Source organism: Sporanaerobacter sp. PP17-6a, assembly GCF_900095615.1.
Taxonomy (GTDB): domain Bacteria; phylum Bacillota; class Clostridia; order Tissierellales; family Acidilutibacteraceae; genus Acidilutibacter; species Acidilutibacter cellobiosedens.
Window position 1 is genome coordinate 1 of sequence record NZ_FMIF01000016.1, and the last position, 20,111, is coordinate 20,111.

General features: G+C 33.7%; 19 protein-coding genes. 16 read left to right on the forward strand and 3 right to left on the reverse strand.

Features of this window, described 5'->3' with window-relative positions:
* Nucleotides 1-162 carry a rubredoxin gene (gene rd / locus PP176A_RS07850; protein WP_071139923.1) on the reverse strand — a complete coding sequence of 54 codons (162 nt, stop codon included), beginning with the start codon at nt 160-162 and terminating at the stop codon, nt 1-3.
* A gap of 289 nt (nt 163-451) precedes the next feature.
* Between rd and PP176A_RS07855 the strand changes: the two genes are divergently transcribed.
* Nucleotides 452-838 (forward strand): ATP-binding protein, encoded by a 387-nt coding sequence (locus PP176A_RS07855; protein WP_083381856.1) that lies wholly within the window; start codon nt 452-454, stop codon nt 836-838.
* Between the two features lie 17 nt (nt 839-855).
* Nucleotides 856-2,934 (forward strand): S-layer homology domain-containing protein, encoded by a 2,079-nt coding sequence (locus tag PP176A_RS07860; protein ID WP_071139924.1) that lies wholly within the window; start codon nt 856-858, stop codon nt 2,932-2,934.
* Nucleotides 2,935-3,064: 130 nt separating this feature from the next.
* On the opposite strand, the gene PP176A_RS07865 is transcribed toward PP176A_RS07860, so the two are convergent.
* Nucleotides 3,065-4,120: a hypothetical protein gene (locus PP176A_RS07865; RefSeq protein ID WP_071139925.1), complete on the reverse strand. Its 1,056-nt coding sequence runs from the start codon at nt 4,118-4,120 to the stop codon at nt 3,065-3,067.
* Nucleotides 4,113-4,604, reverse strand: a complete 492-nt coding sequence (locus tag PP176A_RS07870; protein ID WP_200796098.1) for an RNA polymerase sigma factor — start codon at nt 4,602-4,604, stop codon at nt 4,113-4,115. The genes PP176A_RS07865 and PP176A_RS07870 overlap by 8 nt, the downstream gene beginning before the upstream one ends.
* 385 nt (nt 4,605-4,989) lie before the next feature.
* Between PP176A_RS07870 and PP176A_RS07875 the strand changes: the two genes are divergently transcribed.
* The 14 genes from PP176A_RS07875 to PP176A_RS07940 all read left to right on the forward strand — a co-directional run bounded on the left by PP176A_RS07875 (nt 4,990) and on the right by PP176A_RS07940 (nt 20,100).
* Nucleotides 4,990-6,258: a sensor histidine kinase gene (locus PP176A_RS07875; protein WP_071139926.1), complete on the forward strand. Its 1,269-nt coding sequence runs from the start codon at nt 4,990-4,992 to the stop codon at nt 6,256-6,258.
* Entirely contained in the window at nt 6,255-7,094 is an 840-nt protein-coding gene (locus PP176A_RS07880) for a DNA-binding domain-containing protein (RefSeq protein WP_071139927.1), read from the forward strand. Before PP176A_RS07875 ends, PP176A_RS07880 begins: the two co-directional genes overlap by 4 nt.
* 278 nt (nt 7,095-7,372) lie before the next feature.
* Complete coding sequence (locus PP176A_RS07885; RefSeq protein ID WP_071139928.1) at nt 7,373-7,837, forward strand: PTS system mannose/fructose/N-acetylgalactosamine-transporter subunit IIB; 465 nt, start codon at nt 7,373-7,375, stop codon at nt 7,835-7,837.
* A gap of 53 nt (nt 7,838-7,890) precedes the next feature.
* Nucleotides 7,891-9,465 (forward strand): PTS system mannose/fructose/sorbose family transporter subunit IID, encoded by a 1,575-nt coding sequence (locus PP176A_RS07890; RefSeq protein WP_071139929.1) that lies wholly within the window; start codon nt 7,891-7,893, stop codon nt 9,463-9,465.
* A 100-nt stretch (nt 9,466-9,565) separates the two neighbouring features.
* Entirely contained in the window at nt 9,566-11,428 is a 1,863-nt protein-coding gene (locus PP176A_RS07895) for a class I mannose-6-phosphate isomerase (RefSeq protein ID WP_071139930.1), read from the forward strand.
* A gap of 11 nt (nt 11,429-11,439) precedes the next feature.
* Nucleotides 11,440-12,363, forward strand: a complete 924-nt coding sequence (locus PP176A_RS07900; protein ID WP_071139931.1) for a class I mannose-6-phosphate isomerase — start codon at nt 11,440-11,442, stop codon at nt 12,361-12,363.
* Nucleotides 12,364-12,408: 45 nt separating this feature from the next.
* The gene (locus tag PP176A_RS07905; protein WP_083381857.1) at nt 12,409-12,798 is read left to right on the forward strand and encodes a PTS sugar transporter subunit IIA; all 390 of its coding nucleotides are present in this window, start codon (nt 12,409-12,411) and stop codon (nt 12,796-12,798) included.
* Nucleotides 12,799-12,918: 120 nt separating this feature from the next.
* Nucleotides 12,919-13,761, forward strand: a complete 843-nt coding sequence (locus tag PP176A_RS07910) for a MurR/RpiR family transcriptional regulator (RefSeq protein WP_159429050.1) — start codon at nt 12,919-12,921, stop codon at nt 13,759-13,761.
* A 187-nt stretch (nt 13,762-13,948) separates the two neighbouring features.
* Complete coding sequence (locus tag PP176A_RS07915; protein ID WP_071139933.1) at nt 13,949-15,121, forward strand: ABC transporter substrate-binding protein; 1,173 nt, start codon at nt 13,949-13,951, stop codon at nt 15,119-15,121.
* A gap of 50 nt (nt 15,122-15,171) precedes the next feature.
* The gene (locus tag PP176A_RS07920) at nt 15,172-16,056 is read left to right on the forward strand and encodes a branched-chain amino acid ABC transporter permease (RefSeq protein WP_071139934.1); all 885 of its coding nucleotides are present in this window, start codon (nt 15,172-15,174) and stop codon (nt 16,054-16,056) included.
* A 15-nt stretch (nt 16,057-16,071) separates the two neighbouring features.
* Entirely contained in the window at nt 16,072-16,968 is an 897-nt protein-coding gene (locus tag PP176A_RS07925) for a branched-chain amino acid ABC transporter permease (protein WP_071139935.1), read from the forward strand.
* A gap of 4 nt (nt 16,969-16,972) precedes the next feature.
* Nucleotides 16,973-17,737 carry an ABC transporter ATP-binding protein gene (locus tag PP176A_RS07930; RefSeq protein WP_071139936.1) on the forward strand — a complete coding sequence of 255 codons (765 nt, stop codon included), beginning with the start codon at nt 16,973-16,975 and terminating at the stop codon, nt 17,735-17,737.
* Nucleotides 17,738-17,739: 2 nt separating this feature from the next.
* Nucleotides 17,740-18,456, forward strand: coding sequence for an ABC transporter ATP-binding protein (locus tag PP176A_RS07935; RefSeq protein ID WP_071139937.1), 717 nt, complete (start codon nt 17,740-17,742; stop codon nt 18,454-18,456).
* Between the two features lie 420 nt (nt 18,457-18,876).
* Nucleotides 18,877-20,100, forward strand: coding sequence for an FtsX-like permease family protein (locus PP176A_RS07940; protein ID WP_071139938.1), 1,224 nt, complete (start codon nt 18,877-18,879; stop codon nt 20,098-20,100).
* Nucleotides 20,101-20,111 lie beyond the last annotated feature (11 nt).

Sequence of the window (20,111 nt, forward strand, 5' to 3'; positions counted from 1 at the left end):
TTATTCTTCTTTTTCAAAAAGATCCTTTGTAGCGCCACAGACTGGGCATACCCAATCATCAGGAAGTTTTTCAAAGGGGGTTCCCGGAGCTATACCTCCGTCGGGATCTCCTACTTTAGGATCATAAACATAACCGCACGGACCACAAACATATCTATCCATTTTATCACTCTCCTCATAAATTTGTCATAATGAGTTAAACATAATAAATAATACCCGCTTATTGCTTATTTTAAACCACTTTTGTTTATACAATATTGTAATGGTTTTGTAACCCATTTATGATATTTTAATTATATAATATTTTTAAGAAATTTGATATGGAAGGAGAGATATAGTTTTATAAATTAAGTAAAAAACATTAGGTTGAAGGACAAAAATATGGGTAACTATTAAATAGTTTAAATAAAATCATAAAACGTAAAATATATATTAGATGGATGTGATTTAGTTGTCCTTTATATTTAATGGTTATGTGTGCAGTGATTTGTATATTATTAAAGATTTTTTACAAAACGTATTGAATGAATTGAGCAGAATAATTTCGGATGAAACGGTAATGTTCGATGTTAAGCTGATATTAAATGAGCTTGTAACTAACGGAGCCATACACGGAAATGATTATGACAGAAATAAATGTGTTAAACTCCATCTGGAGGTGATGGAGAAAGTAATAAAGATTGAAGTATCAGATGAAGGAGAAGGTTTTATTTTTGACTGCAATAAATATAATCCTTTAGATTTAAAATGCAGTGGAAGAGGACTGATAATTGCCAATGGCTTAAGTGATGAGTTTTATGTTAATAAAAATAAGATTATAGCTATTAAATACTTGTAATACAAGGGGGGTTATTTATGAGAAAAAAAATATTAAAAGTAGTGTCTTTTATGCTGATGATTTCTCTGATGTTGCCTTTAGCAGTATTTGGAGAAGAACAATATGATAAAAAACTTCAAGATGCAATATTAAGATCTAAAGAGCTGTTTAATATTACAGATACTTATGATAAATTTGATTATAATGTAAGCTCTTCGGGAGAAAAAGTTACATTCTATCTAAATTGGACTAATTCCAAGGAGGACTCTAAGGGAGTAAATGTGACTATTGATGCTGAAGGAACGGTTCTTAATTACAATAAATATAACTCCGAGAATACATCAGATAACAAACTGCCTAAACTTTCAAAGGAAGACGGATTGAAAATTGCTCAGGAATTTTTGAAAAAAGTCAATCCTAAAGTAGTTGAGTCTGTAAAATATGACAATGAAAATACATCTTTGAATCCTGGATCAAATGAATATGATTATGAATTCATAAGGATTGTAAACGGAATTCCTTATAGTGATGATAATGCAACCATATATGTAGATAAAAATACAGGAGAAGTTACAAATTACAATTTCAATTGGGACAGTAGCTTGAAGTTTCCGGATAGCAAAAATATTATATCTTTAGATGAGGCAAAGAGCACATTTAAAGATAAAAAAGGAATAAATTTGGTGTACAAATATACCTATGAAAAGGATAAGCCAAACTATTATTTAGCATACTCTTATATAGGAGAATCTAAGGGAGTAGATGCACTGACGGGAGAATTGATGCCATACGATTATTACAGACTATATGGAGGAGCAGAGGAAAAAAGTATGGCAGATGCAGGCGGTAACGGAGAGAATTTATCTCCCGACGAGATTAAAGCCGTTGAAAGTATATCTTCAATTATAAATGGTGATGAAGCCGTAGATAAAGCAAGAAAAATGTTAAATATAGGTGAAGAATTTGAAGTTGTTGATAAGTCTTTAAATTCCTATTGGAAAAACGAAGGCGAATATGTATGGATGATTAGTTTTAATAAAAAATCCGAGAATAACAATTATGAAACTTATGAGGTGTCTGTTGATGCTAAAACGGGAGAACTGATAAGTTTTTATTACGGGGATCCAAATGCGAGTACAGGTTCCGTAAAATATTCGGATAAAGAACTGTTAAAGAACGCTCAGGATTTTATCCAAAAATTCAATCCTTCAAAGTATAAAGAAGTGGAATTGATGGAGCAGGGAAATGTACAAAAGAATGATATTTATAGATATTTTAATTTTGTAAGAAAATCAGGTGAAGCTTATGTCGACGGAGATGATATAAGTGTAGGAATTAATGGTGTGAACGGAAAGATAACATCGTATAATATTGATTGGTATAAAGGAGAATTTCCGTCTCAAGATAAGATAATATCTTCAGACAAAGCTTACGACGTTCTGTATAGTAATATAGGGATGGAACTTAGATATGTGACTGTATATGATTATACGACTCCTAAATATACTAAGTCCGTAAAATTATGCTATACGTTAAAGCAGGATAAACCTGTAAATATCAGTGCGACTACGGGACAGCTTTTGGATAGTAACGGGAACGTTTATAAAGAAAAGGTAGCCCCTGTTTATAAGGATATTGATGATAGCAATGCAAAGGTTCAGATTCAGACTTTAGCTGATTATGGCATATATTTTTCATCGGATGAGTTTAAACCGAAAGAAAATATTATCCAGAAGGATTTCCTATATTTAATTTGTAAAGCGGCTTATCCTTATTTTGAGCCGGACTCTAAGGATTTTGATAATTCTCTTTATAAATATTTAACGGTTCAAGGAATAGTAAAAGAAGGGGAAAGAGATCCGGAGAGAGTCGTTACAAAGGAAGAAGGAGTCAAATTTATTATAAGAGCTCTGGGATATAGCAAAGTCGCAGATCTGGAAGGAATATACAAAGAAATATTTAAGGATACAAAGGATATAGATCCAAAATTATTAGGATATGTAAATATTGCATATGGATTAAAAATCATTCAAGGTTCTGATGGTAAATTCAATCCTAAGAGCAATTTGACCAGAGAAAGTGCGGCCATAATGATTTACAATTATCTATTTAAATAGAATTTAAAATAAAAAGGATAAATTATGAACCTACCGATTATGGCAAACTGAATACGGAAAGGAAGCGCCTCATTCACAAGAAATTTTTTGTGGATGAGGCGCTTTCGCCTATTTTTCATATTTAGTCCAATTATTTAGCTTGCTCTAAAGGAAATGTAACCCTCCAATTTCCCTCCGTTAACATACCAGAAGTAACAAAATCTCCGTAAAGAGAATAGTTCCCAAGCTTTTCCTGCGGGATATCAAAAACACATTCGCAATAATCAATTCTATCCTCTTGATGTTCATATTGGTTTGTAAAGTAAATATTATAATTACACTCTACCTTCTTTTCATTGGTATCTTTTAAATAGAAAGAGCCGTGATTGTCACTTTTCAAACGGTCGTTAAGTGCCATTTGTACATGAAGCTTATCATCAATATAGCCTATCCCAGTTAGATCAATACCATCTACGGGGAAACCGGCCGTTGCTTGCGAGGGCGTGAGGACAATTGCCTTTCCTTCATCAACATACGTTTGGTAGTCTTTTCCGCCACCTCCTGTTGTATATACCTTTTGCGTATCTTTGGCAGTTGTAACCAATGAAAGGTCTAACGGAATTCCGACATCACTATAATTCTTTTTATGACTTAAAAACTCTTTTACAGAGAAAGTGATTTTATCACCCGTTATCTTTTGGTTTCCCCATTCAGTAATTGAAATCAAAAATGTTGCAGTTTTTGTTTTTTCATCATAACCGACACGCTGACAAGAAGCAGAGCTATCAAATGGACGGTTTATGGAGTAGCTATCATATAAATCGGTAGTGCCATCAATGCGGTCTCCTGTTAAATCCTGCATCGTTATATAGATTTCTGCTACATTGCCGTGGATATAAGCTGATACAACTTCCATTTTTATACCCTTGTTTTCATCAGATTTTTGTACAGGCATAAAAAATTGGGCTATACCCGGAGAAACCACATACATAAGTTGATAGATGGGTTCTAGCGTTGCTGCAAGTATCGGAATTGCCAGAAACATGCAAATACAAATTGCTATTATGGCCGTCACTGGCTTGCGAAAGGATGAAATTAAAACATTCTTCTTTTTATTTCTACTATGGGCTGATTTCAAAACATCGCATACCAATTCATCGCTTGGATGAACTTGATCGATCATATGTTTATATTTTTCCTTAAACATCATAATCCTCCTTTAACATATTTTTGAGCAATGCTCTTGCACGGGTGAGTTGTGTCCTAACTGTAGAATTTTTCCGGTTTAATGCTTGACTGATTTCATCAAGCGACATATCTTCGTAGTAAAACAAGTGAATAACCTCACGGTATTTTTTTGGCAATTGCTGCAATTCATTATTAAGGTCTATATCGTCTTTTGTTTCAAAGGGTATTGTTTCCGCCAAAGGTTCAATTTTTCTTTTCCATGGAGAATTCCATAACTTATTAGAACAGTTTATTGTAACTCTGATCAGCCATGCTTTACGATGCTCTTCATTTTCAAATACAGGATGCTTTTTTATATATCGCATGAATACTTCTTGAAATACTTCATCAGCATCACATTTTGTTCCTGTTCGAGCGAAAGCAAGGCGATACACCATATCGGAATAAAACTTTATAACATTTTCTGTGCAATCATCCACACGTAATGATTGTGGTTTCAACATTCAAATCCTCCTTTCACTACAAACACCCCTGAAGTAAGGAAAATGCTACATAAATATTTAAATAATCTAACGTGTTTTAAAGTATGCTAATCAATAATAATTAACATTTCTATAAATAATCAATTTTTTATGAAAACCGTCATCTGTGCTTCCCTATATATTCCAAATTCTGTCTGTACAATAATGATAACATAAGGGATTGATTGTTACAATTTCTGATTCATTACCATGCAGGTGATGAGTGAAATACATGGTATAAATAGTTTCCTTATTTTATGTTAAGGATAATTAAAGCAGAAAAACAATATGGACAAGAAGATATAAATTTAGTATTATAGATAAAAAGGAAAACAATTTCATAATAGCTTATGATAAGGTGAAAAAAATGAAAAAGTTTAAACATACGATTTTTATTGCAGTATGTATAGCGATAGGTGCTCTGTTTCATATAAACTATTATTCTCAAGGGTTCATTATAACTCTTTCGATTATAATACTTCCTGTCCTTTTATATTATTATGAGGATGTCAATCCTATAGGGGTAGGTTTTGCATCGGGGATAGTTTCTCCCGTTTTTAGAAGCATAGTTCTTTATATAACAATTAAGGATATACATCAAATATATATAATGGTAATGCCTGATGTATTTTTTTATTTTTCATATGGTATATTTTTTTATTTATTTTATTATAGAAAAACAGAAAAAAATCTTACAAGTTTTATAGCAGCTTCTTTTTCCTGTGACTTTCTTTCAAACGTGGTAGAAATGAGTATAAGGACCGGAATAGTTGATATGGATATAGAGATTATCAAGGGTCTTATATTAATAGCATTGTTAAGGTCCGCTGCTGTTCTGGGAATAGTAATAGGAATAAAGAGATACCAGTCATTTCTTATAAAAGATGAACATGAATTCAGATACAGAAGATTGATGATGCTTACTGCCAGTTTTAAAAGTGAAATTTACTTTATGAATAAAAATATGGCAGAGATTGAGGAGGTAATGAAAAAATCATATTTTGCTTATAAGACAATTTCGGAGAACAATTATCCTGAAGAACTTAAAAATTTATCTTTAGACATTGCTAAAAATGTCCACGAAATAAAAAAGGATTATATAAGAGTTATAAAAGGATTGGAAGAAATGTCTGAAGATAAATCAGATGTATCTTGTATGAACATTAAAGATATAATAAAAATTTTAGAGATCGATATGAAAGAATATATAGCAAGAAATAAATTGGATATAATTTTAAATTTTAATGTCAAAGTAAATTTTGATGTTAAGGATCATTTTTATCTTATGTCCGTATTCATGAATTTAATAAATAACGGAATCGAAGCCATGGAAAATAAAAAACGAGGCATATTGAAAGTGTTAATAGATGAATATACGAATGATTATGTATTTTATATTTCAGATAACGGTATGGGAATAAAGAAAGATAATTTGGATTATATATATAATCCGGGATTTTCCACGAAGTTTGATAAGGATACAGGCAATATAGAAAGAGGAATAGGTCTTGCATTGGTAAAAGATCTTGTGGAAAATAAATTTAAAGGAAAGATTTCTGTAAAATCTGAACTGAATAAGGGGACTGTTTTTACCATAAATATACCCAAAGAAGTTTTCGGGAGGGATTTGTTTTGAAATATTATATTGTAGATGATGATATAAATATTGTAAAAATACTTGCCAACATTATAGAAGAAAACAATTTGGGAGAGGTAGTCGGTTCTTCCAATGACGGAGATACGGCTTTAAAGGAAATTATCATTATAAATCCTGATATTGTTTTGGTCGATTTGCTTATGCCTAAATTAGATGGAAATAGTTTAGTAAAAGAAATAAAAAAAATTAAACCGGAAATAAATTTTATAATGATATCTCAAGTTTCAGATACGGACCTTATAACAGAAGCCTATAATTTAGGAATAGAATTCTTTATAAACAAACCTATAAATATAATTGAGGTTGAAAAAGTTGCAAATAAAGTAGCCCAAAAAATTGAGTTGGAAAGGATGTTGAAAAGAATAAAGAGGGTATTTAAGGATTCGGATTCTCATGAAGAAACTGAAAGAGAAAACAAAATCAACAAGATAAAAAATGCTCTTAGTATGGTCGGAATGCTGGGAGAAAAAGGGACAAGCGATATTATTAAAATTTGTATGTATATTATAGAGTCCGAAAAATCCTATGAAGATTTTAATTTAGATAATCTATGCTCATATATAAGCAAGGACAAACCCAAAACAGTAAAACAAAGGATAAGAAGAGCAATTAAAATAGGGTTGTCCAATATTGCCAGCGAAGGATTAGAAGATTATTCTAATGAAATTTTTCAAACATATTTCAATACGTTGTTTGATTTTGAAAATGTAAAGGCAGAAATGGATTTTTTACGAGGGAAAAGAAATATAGGGGGAAAGGTCAACATTGACAAATTTTTTGAAGGGTTACTTTTCTTATGTGAAAAGCCCTATTAGAAGTTCAGATAAATAATACAATAATGTTAAAATAGGAGGAATTTTTATTCCTTCTATTTTTTTATAACTTTCTTATAATTCAGCCGGATACAGCAAATGCAAGTAAAACTCTGTAGGGGTAAAGACAAAGGATTAATTATAAAATAGTATATGAAATTAAATTTTAAAAATATATATTGAAAATAAATTAAATTTCTGATATATTAATAATAAAGAATTATTTCACGATATTTAATTTTAAAAATTAAATGATCAAAATTTAAGGAGGGAGATAAGTTATGCCTATAGTTTTTAGCAGAGTGGAAGAAAGGTTGATACACGGACAAGTTAGCACCGCCTGGGCACAGGCTATAAATTTTGATACTTTTGTTGTAGTGGATAACGATTCGGCAAAAAATGAAATGCTTAAAGACTTATTGGAGATGGCTTGCCCGAGAGGTAAGAAACTATGCGTTTTTGATGAAAACGATGCCATCGAACAGATAAATAACATCTCGAGGAAAATGTTTATAATAGCTAAAAGTCCTATAACTTTTTTAAACCTAATAAAAAACGGAGTGAAAATTACCAATCTCAATATTGGAAGCATTCATTTCAAACCCGGCAAAAAAGAAATCTTTAAGACAGTGTATGTTTCTGACGAAGAGTTAGATGCTTTACGTGAAATAACTGATATGGGAATTGTATGTGAAATACAAAAACTGCCGACAGAGTCAAAAAAGAATATTTTAGATTTAATTTAAACAGTGTCAGAAGATATAAAAAACAAAAATTTAATTTTAAAGGGGGTTTTTTTATGTCATTAGCAACTTCAATCGTAATTGCATTAATTATGGCGCTTCTCTTAACGGAAAATTTGGGATATGGACATATCCAAATTAGCCGTCCGGTATTTGCGGGTCCAATAATTGGTCTTTTAATGGGTGATTTACGAACAGGATTAATAGTAGGAGGAACGGTAGAGCTAATGTTTATGGGTGTATTCCCGGTAGGTGGAAGTGTTCCTCCCAATGCACAATTTGCAGGAATGATGTCAACTGTTTTGGCCATAGCAAGCGGCGGAAATGCAGAGGTAGGTGTAACATTGGCGTTTCCCATAGGCGTATTTGCACAATTTATATTATTACTGGATTATAATATAAATCTGTTTATTGCACATAGAGCAGACAAAAAAATAATGGATGGCAATGTTGATGCTGTTAAAACACATCAAATGCTTTGCCTAATTTGTATGTTTGGTTGTTGGGCGCTTTCGTCTTTCTTAGGTATATATTTAGGAAGTGCATGGGTTGAAAGGCTATATAATATTTTACCGGAATTTATAAGAACAGGTCTCAGTGTAGCGGGAGGTATAATGCCGGCAATGGGTATGGCAATGCTTCTAAAAATGATGAATTTGAAGAGGTATTGGTGTTTTTTAGCAATAGGATATGTGATGACGGCTTATTTAGAGATGAACGTCATATCCATAGCTATATTCAGTATTGGTGTTGCAGTGGCCATCTATACTCTTGGCAAAGAAGAGGAATCCCAGGAAATCGGTGGAGAGATTAAAGAAGACAGTTCACAAAGGATTCTGACAAAGCAGGATTTAAAATCCATATACCGTCGTTCGTACTTTACCGGTGCATGTTTAAATTATGAAAGATATTTGGGATTAGGATATTGTTATGCAATTTTACCTGCTTTAAAGAAATTATATAAAGGTGAAGACCTTAAAGAGGCAACTATACGTAATACTGAATTTTATAATTCACATCCTTTTATGCATAATGTAATCATGGGCGTAACTATCGCATTAGAAGAGCAAAGAGCTTTGGGGGCACCTATCGAAGCACAGTCCATTTCAGCTACTAAAGCAGCCCTAATGGGACCTACAGCAGGGTTTGGCGATTCTTTCTTTAAGGGGGTTGTAGTCACTATCACCGGTGCTTTTGCCGCAGCTTTAGCAATTGAGGGAAATCCGATTGCTCCTTTAGTATTTATTATTCCCAATTTAATAGTTTGCATTTTAGTAAGATACTATGGTACCATGATGGGCTATAAATTTGGAACTAAATTCATACTTAAAATGAAAAATAGTAATATTATACAAAAATTTGTTGAGGGTTCTACTATTGTTGGTATGATGGTTACAGCCGGTTTAATTACAAACTATGTAAAGGTTAATCTATCACCGGTGTTTAAATTTGCAGAGAAAGAAATTGTGTTAAATGATGTAATTAACTCTGTAATACCAAAATTATTACCTTATTGTACAGTATTTCTATTTTATTATATTATAAAAAAATATCCCAAGAATGGTTTGTATATAACATTGGCTTTATCATTTGCCATGGGAATATTTGGAGTATTATTTAATATATTATAGTTCCAATTGACGGATATCCCAGAGCAAATTTTAATTGTAGATTTTATAAATCAGTGTTTATAGAAGATAACTGTAAATGCTAAAATTGGAGGTACAGAATATGAGTTTTATGTTTAAACCGCTAGCGTATGATGATATGAGTGCTGTAAATAAAATAGATTTACCGAGAGAAGTAAAAGAGTCTTTGGTAGTTGGTAATGATAAGGTTGGAATATCCATTGCAAAACATTGTATTGAAAATATGAAAAACAATGGATATTCTTTAGCCATCGATGGATATGTAAGTGCAGAATTTGATGTAGTATTAGAAGGAATTAGAGAATACTGCAAAAAGAGAAATATTAAATTAATCACTATTAATATAAAAGATTATTATAAATCAGAAACGGAAATTGACGAGTTAACAAAGGAAAGTTTACCACTAAATTATGATGATGATCCGGTTCTGTTATTTGGTAAACTTTTTAAAGGAAGCATGGATGATATAATGGATCAAGATAAATTAAATCCATTATATGGGGTATTAAAGAAAAAGAATGAAGGTATAACAGTAGTATACGGACTGGGAAGCGCTATAAAAAATATCCGCAATCTTTGTGATGCGGTAGCCTACATTGATGTCACGCCAAAAGTTGCAGCTATCCGTGCCAGAGAAAAGAGATTTGCCAATATAGGTGATAAAAACCCTCGTGAATTCAATTTACTTATGAGAAGGAATTATTTCGTAGATTTTGAAATTGTATTTAAATTGCGTGAAGAATTACTTAATGAATACGGTATTGATTTTTATATTCTTGGAAATGACGATAATAATTATATGTTAATGGATGGTTCAAGTTTAGAAACTGTTTTGGAAACTTTAGTGCATTATCCTTTCAGGGCAAAACCGGTTTATTTAGAGGGAATTTGGGGAGGTGAATATATACGTAAGATTAGGAATATTCCACAGAATATTTCTTCTAATATAGCTTGGATTTTTGAATTTATACCAATGGAAACAAGTATAGTTGTGGATATAGATGGTAATTATGTTGACATTCCTTTCTATACATTTGTACAGAAAAAGGGGCTGTCAATGATGGGACAAAAATGTTTTGATGAATTTGACGGATATTTTCCGATCAGATTTAATTATGACGATACGTGGCATAGCGATGGAAATATGTCTATTCAAGTTCACCCGGATGAAGATTTTGTTATGGATAATTATAATGAGTTGGGACGTCAAGATGAAGCGTATTATGTTATTGCTACGGGACATGGAGCTAAAACATATTCTGGATTTAAGGGAGACGGGAAGGAACTTTTAGAGCTTGCTAAAAAATCAGAAAGAGATCACCAAGACATAAACTATCAGAAATATGTAAATTCAGTTGAATCCGTTCCGGGAAAGCAAATTATGATACCGGCCGGTACCATTCATGCTTCCGGTAGGAATCAGTTTATTTTAGAATTAGGCAGCTTAACACTTGGATCATATACTTATAAAATTTATGATTATAATCGTAAGGACAAAGAAGGAAAATTTCGTCCTATTCATACCAAGAACGCAGAAAGGGTATTACATTTTGAACGGGATTCAGAATGGGTAAGGCAAAACATAGTTATAGAACCCATATTAATTTCAGAATCCCAAGACTATAAAGAATATATCGTCGGAAGAACAGATTTGATGTACTATCAGACTAATCGTATAGAGTTGAATACACATGGAAAGTATGAAGGTAATAATAACGGACAGTTTACTGTCATAACATTAGTGGATGGAGAAGAAATTGAGGTTTATTCAAAAAGTAATCCTAAATTCCGTTTTACACAAAAATATCTGGAAATTGTCACGATACCTGCGACAATTGATGATTATGTTATTGAAGCAAAAGGATACCAGCCTGTAGTTATCCACAAAACATTTTTACGTGATAACTATACTCGTTACAAAGATGAAAAATATAAAAACCGTTAGGAGAAGCAAAAATGAAACCATTAAAATTGAAACCCGTTTATATGAAGTGTATATGGGCGGGCAATAGATTGCAAAAAATAAGGAATTTGAATGAACATGGTTTTGGTATTTCCAGAGAAGTATGTGCATATAAGAATTCGGAAAATTCAATTGCCGAAGGCGAATTTGCAGGGAAGAATATTAAAGAGATTATTGAAAATCGTCATGAAGAAATAATGGGAGATGATCCAAATACACAATTAATACGCGTAGCGTATATTGACGCAGCGGAAGACCTTTCAATACAGGTGCATCCTAATGAAGAGTATGCTCAAAAAATAAATGATTATGAGAAGTCCGAATCATGGTACGTCTTGGAAGCAGATGAAGGAGCATACATTACAGCCGGCGTTAATATAGAAGATAAAGCCATATTGCGTAAAGCGGTTGAAGATGGAACTTTAGAGAATTATGTCAACCGAGTACCTGTAAAACAGGGAGATTTTGTATTAATTCCTGCCGGTCTTTTGCACGCTTGCGGTAAAAATATGTTAGTGGTTGAAATAGGAAGTTTTGGTGGCATTACTTACCGTATATACGATTATGGCCGCCCTCGCCCGTTAGATTTAGAGAAAGGTTTTGAATCATTAGATATTAATGCTAAATATGATATTAAGCATTTTCCTTTAACTCAAATTCAAAGTAATAATTGCTATGTAGGAGTTGAACATAAATTATTTCACGCAGATGTGATTGACATAGAAAATGAAATGGATATTTTGAGTAATGGACAATATTACATTCTTACATGTGTTAAAGGGAACTGCGTATTACAATGTGAAGACGAACTATATAATTTATCATATACAGAAACAATATTTGTGCCGGCTTCTTCAGGTAATATAAAAATAAAAGGAAGATGCCGTATTCTTAAAATTTACTATCCACAACGATGAATCCGTAACACATTATAATAAGCAATTACATTTGGAGGGGTATAAATGATAGGATTATTAGTGACTTCCCATGGAGATTTATGCCAAGGGATGATGAATAGTTTGGCAATGATTGCAGGAGAAAATCATAATGTTTTTGTTTTAAAATTTGATGACTATAACAATTATAAAGAGGAACTGACAAAGAAGCTGAATGAATTGACTTCTCACTATAATGGGGTATTAATATTTACCGATATTATGGGAGGAACACCTTTTAATGAAAGTTATAAATATATTCGGGAAAATAATAAAAGCAATATCAAGATTATAACCGGTGTAAATCTTCCCATGATTATAGAGGCAACATTAGCTTTAAGCCGTGAGGAGAATCTGAATAATCTTGTTAATATAGCAATAGAAGCAGGTAGGGACTCAATTAATTGTGTATGTTAGTATTATGGTATAATGAATATGGTAACCCTGTAAAATTTATCATAAAGCCAGACAATAAAATTAAGTGTGTGGATAATGATAGAATACTAATTAATTAGTAAAATGGAAGGAGATATACCGTTGCAAAGCCTAAGATTAATAGAAAGAAATTATGATATGATGACGGATACCGAAAAAGTTATCGCAAATTATATCTTGAAGGATACAGATAAATTTGTAAAGGCAAATATACATGCAATGGCAAAAACTTTAAATGTTTCATCGGCATCTATATCAAGATTTGTTCGTAAGTATTGTAAATTATCTTTTGGTGAATTAAAAATTGAGGTTGCTTCTGGTAATGACAACGATGCTTATGATAATGCTAATAAAATTTTTAATTGGGCGGATTCATTTAACGAAATGCCTAATAATATAATAAGCAGCATATCAAAAACATGTAAGGATGTCATAGGTGTTAACGGTATCAGGCCATTTAAACAGGCTATAGAGTGGATAAATGCTGCCAATACTGTATTCTTCTTTGGGGTAGGATCATCCGGTATCGTAGTAATGGATTTTATGCAAAAGTTGATACGCTTAGAAAAACGTTGTGTATATAGTATTGATAGTAATTTTGGAGTACTGAATTCAAGAATTGCAACTAAAGAAGATGTAATAATAGCAATATCTTTTAGCGGCAAAACTAAGGCGGTAAATTTAGCTGTCGAAGAAGCCAAGAAAAACGGGGCAAAATGTATAGCGATAACGAGAAATTTCAAGAGTGAGCTTGAAACTTTAGCAGATTTAAAGCTTTTAGTTCCAAGCACAGAACTTAATGCAACGAGATTAGCTCCGATTTTTTCCAGATATGGGCAACTGTTTATAGTAGATATTTTGTTTTTAGGATTAGCTAAGCAAAAGACCGATTCCGTAGATGAATTTATGGATCAGTATTATGATTTATTATCAAAGTTAAAGTAATGTTGAGTAAGTAATAACTGCCCCTATACAAGGACAATGTTCTTGTATAGGGGCAGTTATTATGAGAAATATAAAATTCATTTAAAAATTTCGAATATTCTTGAAGCATTATGAAGTTTTTTGAATATTGAATATTATAATAAAAAAAATTCCATTTTATTTTAATATTTAAGGAGGAATGAGTAAAATGAAAAAGAGAGCCTTATCATTATTGTTATTATTTGTAATGATTTTTTCTGTAATTACTACGGGATGTTCTAAGAACGAAAAAGAGAAGACGGAGAATGAAAACGTTATAAAAGTAGGCTGGATGGGATCCCTGACGGGAGATCAAGCAGTATGGGGACAATGTGAATTGAACGCGGTAAAGATGATATTTGATGATATTAATAAAAAGGGAGGAGTTCTGGGTAAGAAATTGGAAGTTATAGGATATGACACAAAAGGTGATGCTCAGGAAGCTGTAAACGTTGCCAAAAGGCTTACGGGACAGGACAAGGTGGTTGCAATATTAGGGCCTAATACAAGCGGTACTGCTATACCCATTTCTCCCGTACTTGAACAGGCAAAAGTTGCGGATATTGCTACAGTTGCAACGAATCCAAAGGTCACCGTTGTTGATGGAAAAGTTAAGCCCTATAATTTCAGAGTTTGTTTCATAGATCCATATCAGGGAGCGGTAGCGGCAGGGTTTGCAGCAGACGAGCTGAAAGCAAAAAATGCGGCTATACTTTATGACGTGTCCGATGACTATTCTCAAGGATTAAGTGAATTTTTTGAGGAAACCTTTGTTAAAAAGGGAGGAAAAATTGTTGCCAAGGAAGCCTTTAAAACCGGAGATGTTGATTTTAGACCTCAATTGAGCAAGATAAAATCTGCAAATCCTGACGTAATATTTATGCCATTTGTTTATAAAGAAGTTGCTCTATCTTCAAATCAGGCCAGAGAATTGGGAATAACAGCCACTCTTATGGGCGGAGACACTTGGCCTTCGGAACAACTTATAACTATGGCCAAGGATGCGGTAGAAGGTTCATATATAGTTAATCAGGTAAATTATGATGACCCTGACGTGCAGGATTTAAAAAATGAGTACAAGGAAAAATACAACAAAAATATGGAGATCAACGGATATTTGGTTCACGATGCTATAATGATGCTTGTTGACGCTATGGAAAGGGCAGGAGAAGCAGATTCCGAAAAAATTGCCAAAGCTCTTGAAACTACGGATATAGTCGGAATAACCGGTAAAATAAAGGTTGGTAAAGATACGCATAATCCGGAGGGAAAAGAAGCAGCAATAGTTAAGTTAGTCAATGGAGAATACGTATTCCAGAAAAAATATTCCGCTGCGCAATAAAAACTTAAATTTATTGGGAGAGAAGATAATTTTTAAAGGAGAGAAGATTTATGACTCAATTTTTGCAACAACTTATTAACGGATTATCCATCGGAAGTGTATATGCATTAATGGCTGTCGGATATTCTTTAGTCTATAGTATTATGAAATTCAGCAATTTTGCTCATGGCGGAGTTATAATGTTCGGAGCTTATTTTGGGTACTTTTTTTTAACAAAATACAATCTTCCTTTTGCTTTGGCATTTTTATTTGCAGCTCTGTGTACCGCAATAGTTGCGGTAATAATCGAAAGAACCGCATATAAACCGTTGAGAGACAGAAAAGCCCCGTTTCTGTATTTTATTATTTGTGCCATGGGGGCATCCATATTCATGGAAAATATTATAATAGCAATACCGTCCATAGGTCCTACTTTTAGGACCTATCCTCCTGTACTTGATAAAACGCCTTTTACTTTGGGAAGTATTTCTATCGGAAGGTTAGATGCTCTTATGTTTGTCATATCTGCCATATGCCTGCTACTTCTCGTTTACCTTATAGATCATACGAAGATCGGGAAAGCGATTCAAGCTACATCTTACAATATAAAAGCAAGTGCCCTTATGGGAATAAATACGGATTTCATCATAATTGCCATATTTGCATTAGGCGGTTTTTTCGCAGGGATAGCAGGAGTATTGTTTGGTATGAAATACACGGTTTATCCTCAGATAGGGGTTATTACAAACAAATCCTTTATAGCGGCAGTTTTCGGGGGACTGGGAAGCCTTCCCGGGGCCGTTATAGGTTCCGTTTTACTTGGAATAATCGAAACCTTTACATCCGGGTATATATCATCTCAATACAGAGATTTAATAGCATTTGTACTATTAATAGGGGTTTTGGTTGTAAAACCTTCTGGGCTTATGGGTAAAACTACTGAGGATAAAGCATAGAAAGGAGATTTTCTAATGGATATGTATTATATAGAAGGAATTTTGATATTATCGGGAATAAATCTGATGACTGTATTGGGATTATCTCTTTTGACAGGATTTACGGGGATGTTCTCCTTTGGACATGCTGGGTTTATGGCAATAGGAGGATATGCGACAGCCATGATGACCGTAAAATACGGCTGGCCTTTTATACCTGCCTTGCTGATTGGGGGATTGTCGGCCGCTGTAGTTAGTATTTTCATAGGGAGATTGACTCTTAATCTTAAAGGAGATTATTTTTGTATAGCGACATTGGGATTTGGAGAAGCCGTAAGACTGATTCTTGATAATGTTCAATATTTCGGCGGTGCAAGAGGCTGGCCCGGAATTCCTAATTATACGAACTTGACCAATGTTCTTGTTATAAATATAATCGGAATATTTCTACTTGCAAATTTAATTCGGTCAAAATACGGAAGAAATATGATTGCTATAAGGGAAGAGGAGCTGGCGTCCCAAACAGTCGGCATAAATGTTTTTAAATATAAACTCATTTCATTGATGATAAGCGCTGCTTATGCAGGTATTGCAGGAGGACTTATGGGTCATTATATGACGTTTTTGCAACCTAAAATGTTCAGCCTTGTAAAGTCCACTGAACTCACAATAATAGTTATATTCGGAGGCCTCGGAAGTATATCCGGAAGTGTACTTGGAACACTCATATTAACTGCCTTACCTGAAATTTTGAGGGCATTTTCAAGTTGGAGGCTTGTTTTTTACGGATTAGCCGTAATCGTTATTATGATAACAAGGCCCGAGGGCCTTATGGGCGGATATGAATTTACTCCTTCAAGTATGAAAAAACTGTTTTCGCGGATAGGCAAACATAAAAAGAACCCTGCTGAAGATACCGAAGGAGGGAAATAATAAAATGGCTATGTTGGAATTTAAGGATGTCACAAAGCGTTTCGGCGGACTTACGGCGGTAGGAAATGTGGATTTTACCGTAGACGATGACAATATCGTAGGGCTTATAGGTCCTAACGGTGCCGGCAAGACAACCATATTTAATCTTATAACGGGAGTCTACAAGGTTACCGAGGGAAATATAATATTTCAGGGAAATGAAATTACAAATAAAGAGCCTTATTTAATAGCCCAATGCGGTATTACCAGGACTTTTCAAAACATCAGGCTTTTTAAAAAGCTTACTGTTTATGAAAATGTTCTTACGGCTTGTCATTATAACGGAAATTATAATATTGCCGAAACTTTTTTGAGACTTCCTAAATGCAGAAAAGAGGAAAGAAAGTTAAAAGGCCAAACAGAAGAACTTCTTGAAATAATGGGGCTTATGGACAGAAAAGAAATGATAGCCGATAATCTTCCTTATGGGCTTCAGAGAAGGTTGGAGATAGCAAGAGCACTGGCATTAAATCCTCAGCTTTTATTGTTGGATGAACCGGCTGCCGGCATGAACCCTGACGAAACGGAACAATTGATGAGCCTGATATCATATATACGGGAAAAATTCGGAGTATCTGTTTTGATTATAGATCATCATATGGATCTTGTTATGGGTATATGCGAAAAAATAGTGGTTCTAAACTTCGGCTGTAAATTAGCCGAAGGAACTCCTTCGGAAATACAGGGAAATTCTAAAGTAGTCGAAGCCTATTTGGGAGTGGAGGGATAGAAATGCTGAAAGTAGACAATTTACATGTATATTATGGAGGGATACACGCCTTGAAAGGAGTGTCCATAGATATAAATTCCGGTGAGATTGTAACTATAATCGGAGCCAATGGAGCCGGAAAATCGACTTTGCTTAATGCCGTATCCGGATTTTTAAAGTATAAAGAAGGGAAGATAACATATAAAGGTGAAAATCTTACGTCTAATCCGAGCAAAGTGGTAAAAGACGGCATATGTCAGGTACCGGAAGGAAGACTTGTGTTTGCCAATTTGTCCGTGAAAGATAATCTGTATTTAGGAGCCTATTTGAGAAATGATAATAAAAAAATAAAAGAGGATTTGGAGAAGGTATATACTCTTTTTCCAAGATTAAAGGAAAGAGAAAACCAGATTGCGGGTACCTTGAGCGGCGGAGAACAGCAGATGCTTGCCATGGGAAGAGGACTTATGAGCAATCCTGATCTTATGCTTCTTGATGAACCTTCTTTGGGATTAGCGCCTCTTTTGGTTCAGACAGTATTTGATATAATAGTGGATATAAGAAAGATGGGCAAGACCATACTATTGGTGGAACAAAATGCATACAAAGCCCTTTCCGTTGCCGACAGGGCTTATGTCCTGGAGCAAGGGAAGATAACGATGAAGGGTTCAGCGAAAGAAATTGCCGAAAATCCAAATATTAAATCGGCTTATCTGGGAACGGCAAAACAGAAAATATAAAAAATACTTTTAGAGCCCCTGCAATTTTAATTAAAATTGCAGGGGCTTTTCCTGATATATTTCATATTTTTCCATAAATTCTACATAATTTTTACATAAAATATATTTACTTATATATATAATAATGATATAATTTAAATCAAATAGAAATATATGCTTTTATTATGATAAAAAGGTAAATATTGATATTAAAAAAGCAATACATAAATAATCCGGCAAACCCTTTAGAACAAATCCTACAGAAAGTTGTCAGGATAATAGCAAGTCATCTCTTAAGATCAGACATAAGAATTCCAATACTCAATCCAAAATTTATTCCATAATGTATCCTGCGTTTATTAAATAAAAAATTTTAAATAGATATTTATTATCAATTATAGTCATTTTATTTATTTACTTTTTAAAAAGGCGGTGGTGATTATGTTTGTTTTTCATGCAATTCAGAAGAATATTTCAAGGCACAGAAAAAAGAGTTTTCTGTCTGTTCTGATTTCATGCATGATTGTTTTATTTCTGCTGTTGTACATGGGAAATATAGAAAAAAATCAAGCCCAGCTTTTAAGGCTCGGAAGGACCATTCCCGTTACGGGGAGCATATGCAATATCGATGGCAGTCAGGATGTGGGGCTTCAGATTGATTTCGGGATGCTAAAAAAGATGCGCAACACGGGACTTGTAAAAGACGAAGTGACTGCAACGGAAATATGGGCTGGTATACCCGGTACAGTTAGCAAATCGGCTATGGGAATTTTATTCAGGTTTGAAGGTACCAATTCTTTTTCTATATTTTCATCATTTGCACCTGAGGATGTTTCATATATTGATAACTACGATGAAAGTTTTTTAAAGGGAAGTGAAGCCGTATGTATTGTAAGGGACAGGTTTATGAGGGAGCAGAATATCAAATTGGGAGACGAATTGGAAGTTGAGGCCTATGCACCGAAATATGATGATGAAGGACAAACCATAGACGATTTTGAAAAAATAGGCCTTGTGAAGATGAAGGTGATCGGAAGCTATAAGTCCAAAACTCAGAGACGCAATGAAGCGCCTTATATTATAAGTTCGGACAAATTTGTGGAAAGCATCTATGAAGGAACAAATGTTAAGAGCTATGCAAGCGCCGCCAGGTTTGCCCTCAGGGATTCTCTCAAAATCAACGAATTTAAAGATGAAATGGAGAAAATCGGATTTTTACCTACCAATATGCGTTCCGGTTTTTCAAGGGTTGGAAAAGCCCTGACCATAAACGACGAAACATTTATCATGTCAGCAACTCAGCTTACGGAAAGCCTGAACATGCTAAAAAGTTTTGCGCCGCTGATTTTTATAATCGTTGCCGCAATTGGCTTTATATCGTCTTACCTATTGATGCAGAGCAGGCAGCATGAATTTGCCATTATGCGTTCCTTAGGGACAGGCAAGGGAAAATGTTTTCGGATAATTTTTTTGGAAAGCATGATATTGGCACTTTTAGGCAGTATCATAGGAGCTTTTGTATCGGGTTTTATTGTAAACCTTATGTTTAAAACTACTGTAACTGTTTTAGCAGTATTCCTGATTTTTTACATGATGGGGACAGCAATTGCACTGCTTTTACTGAACAGATTCAGCGTAATGGCGGTATTATCCAAAACGGACTAAAGGGAGGTATG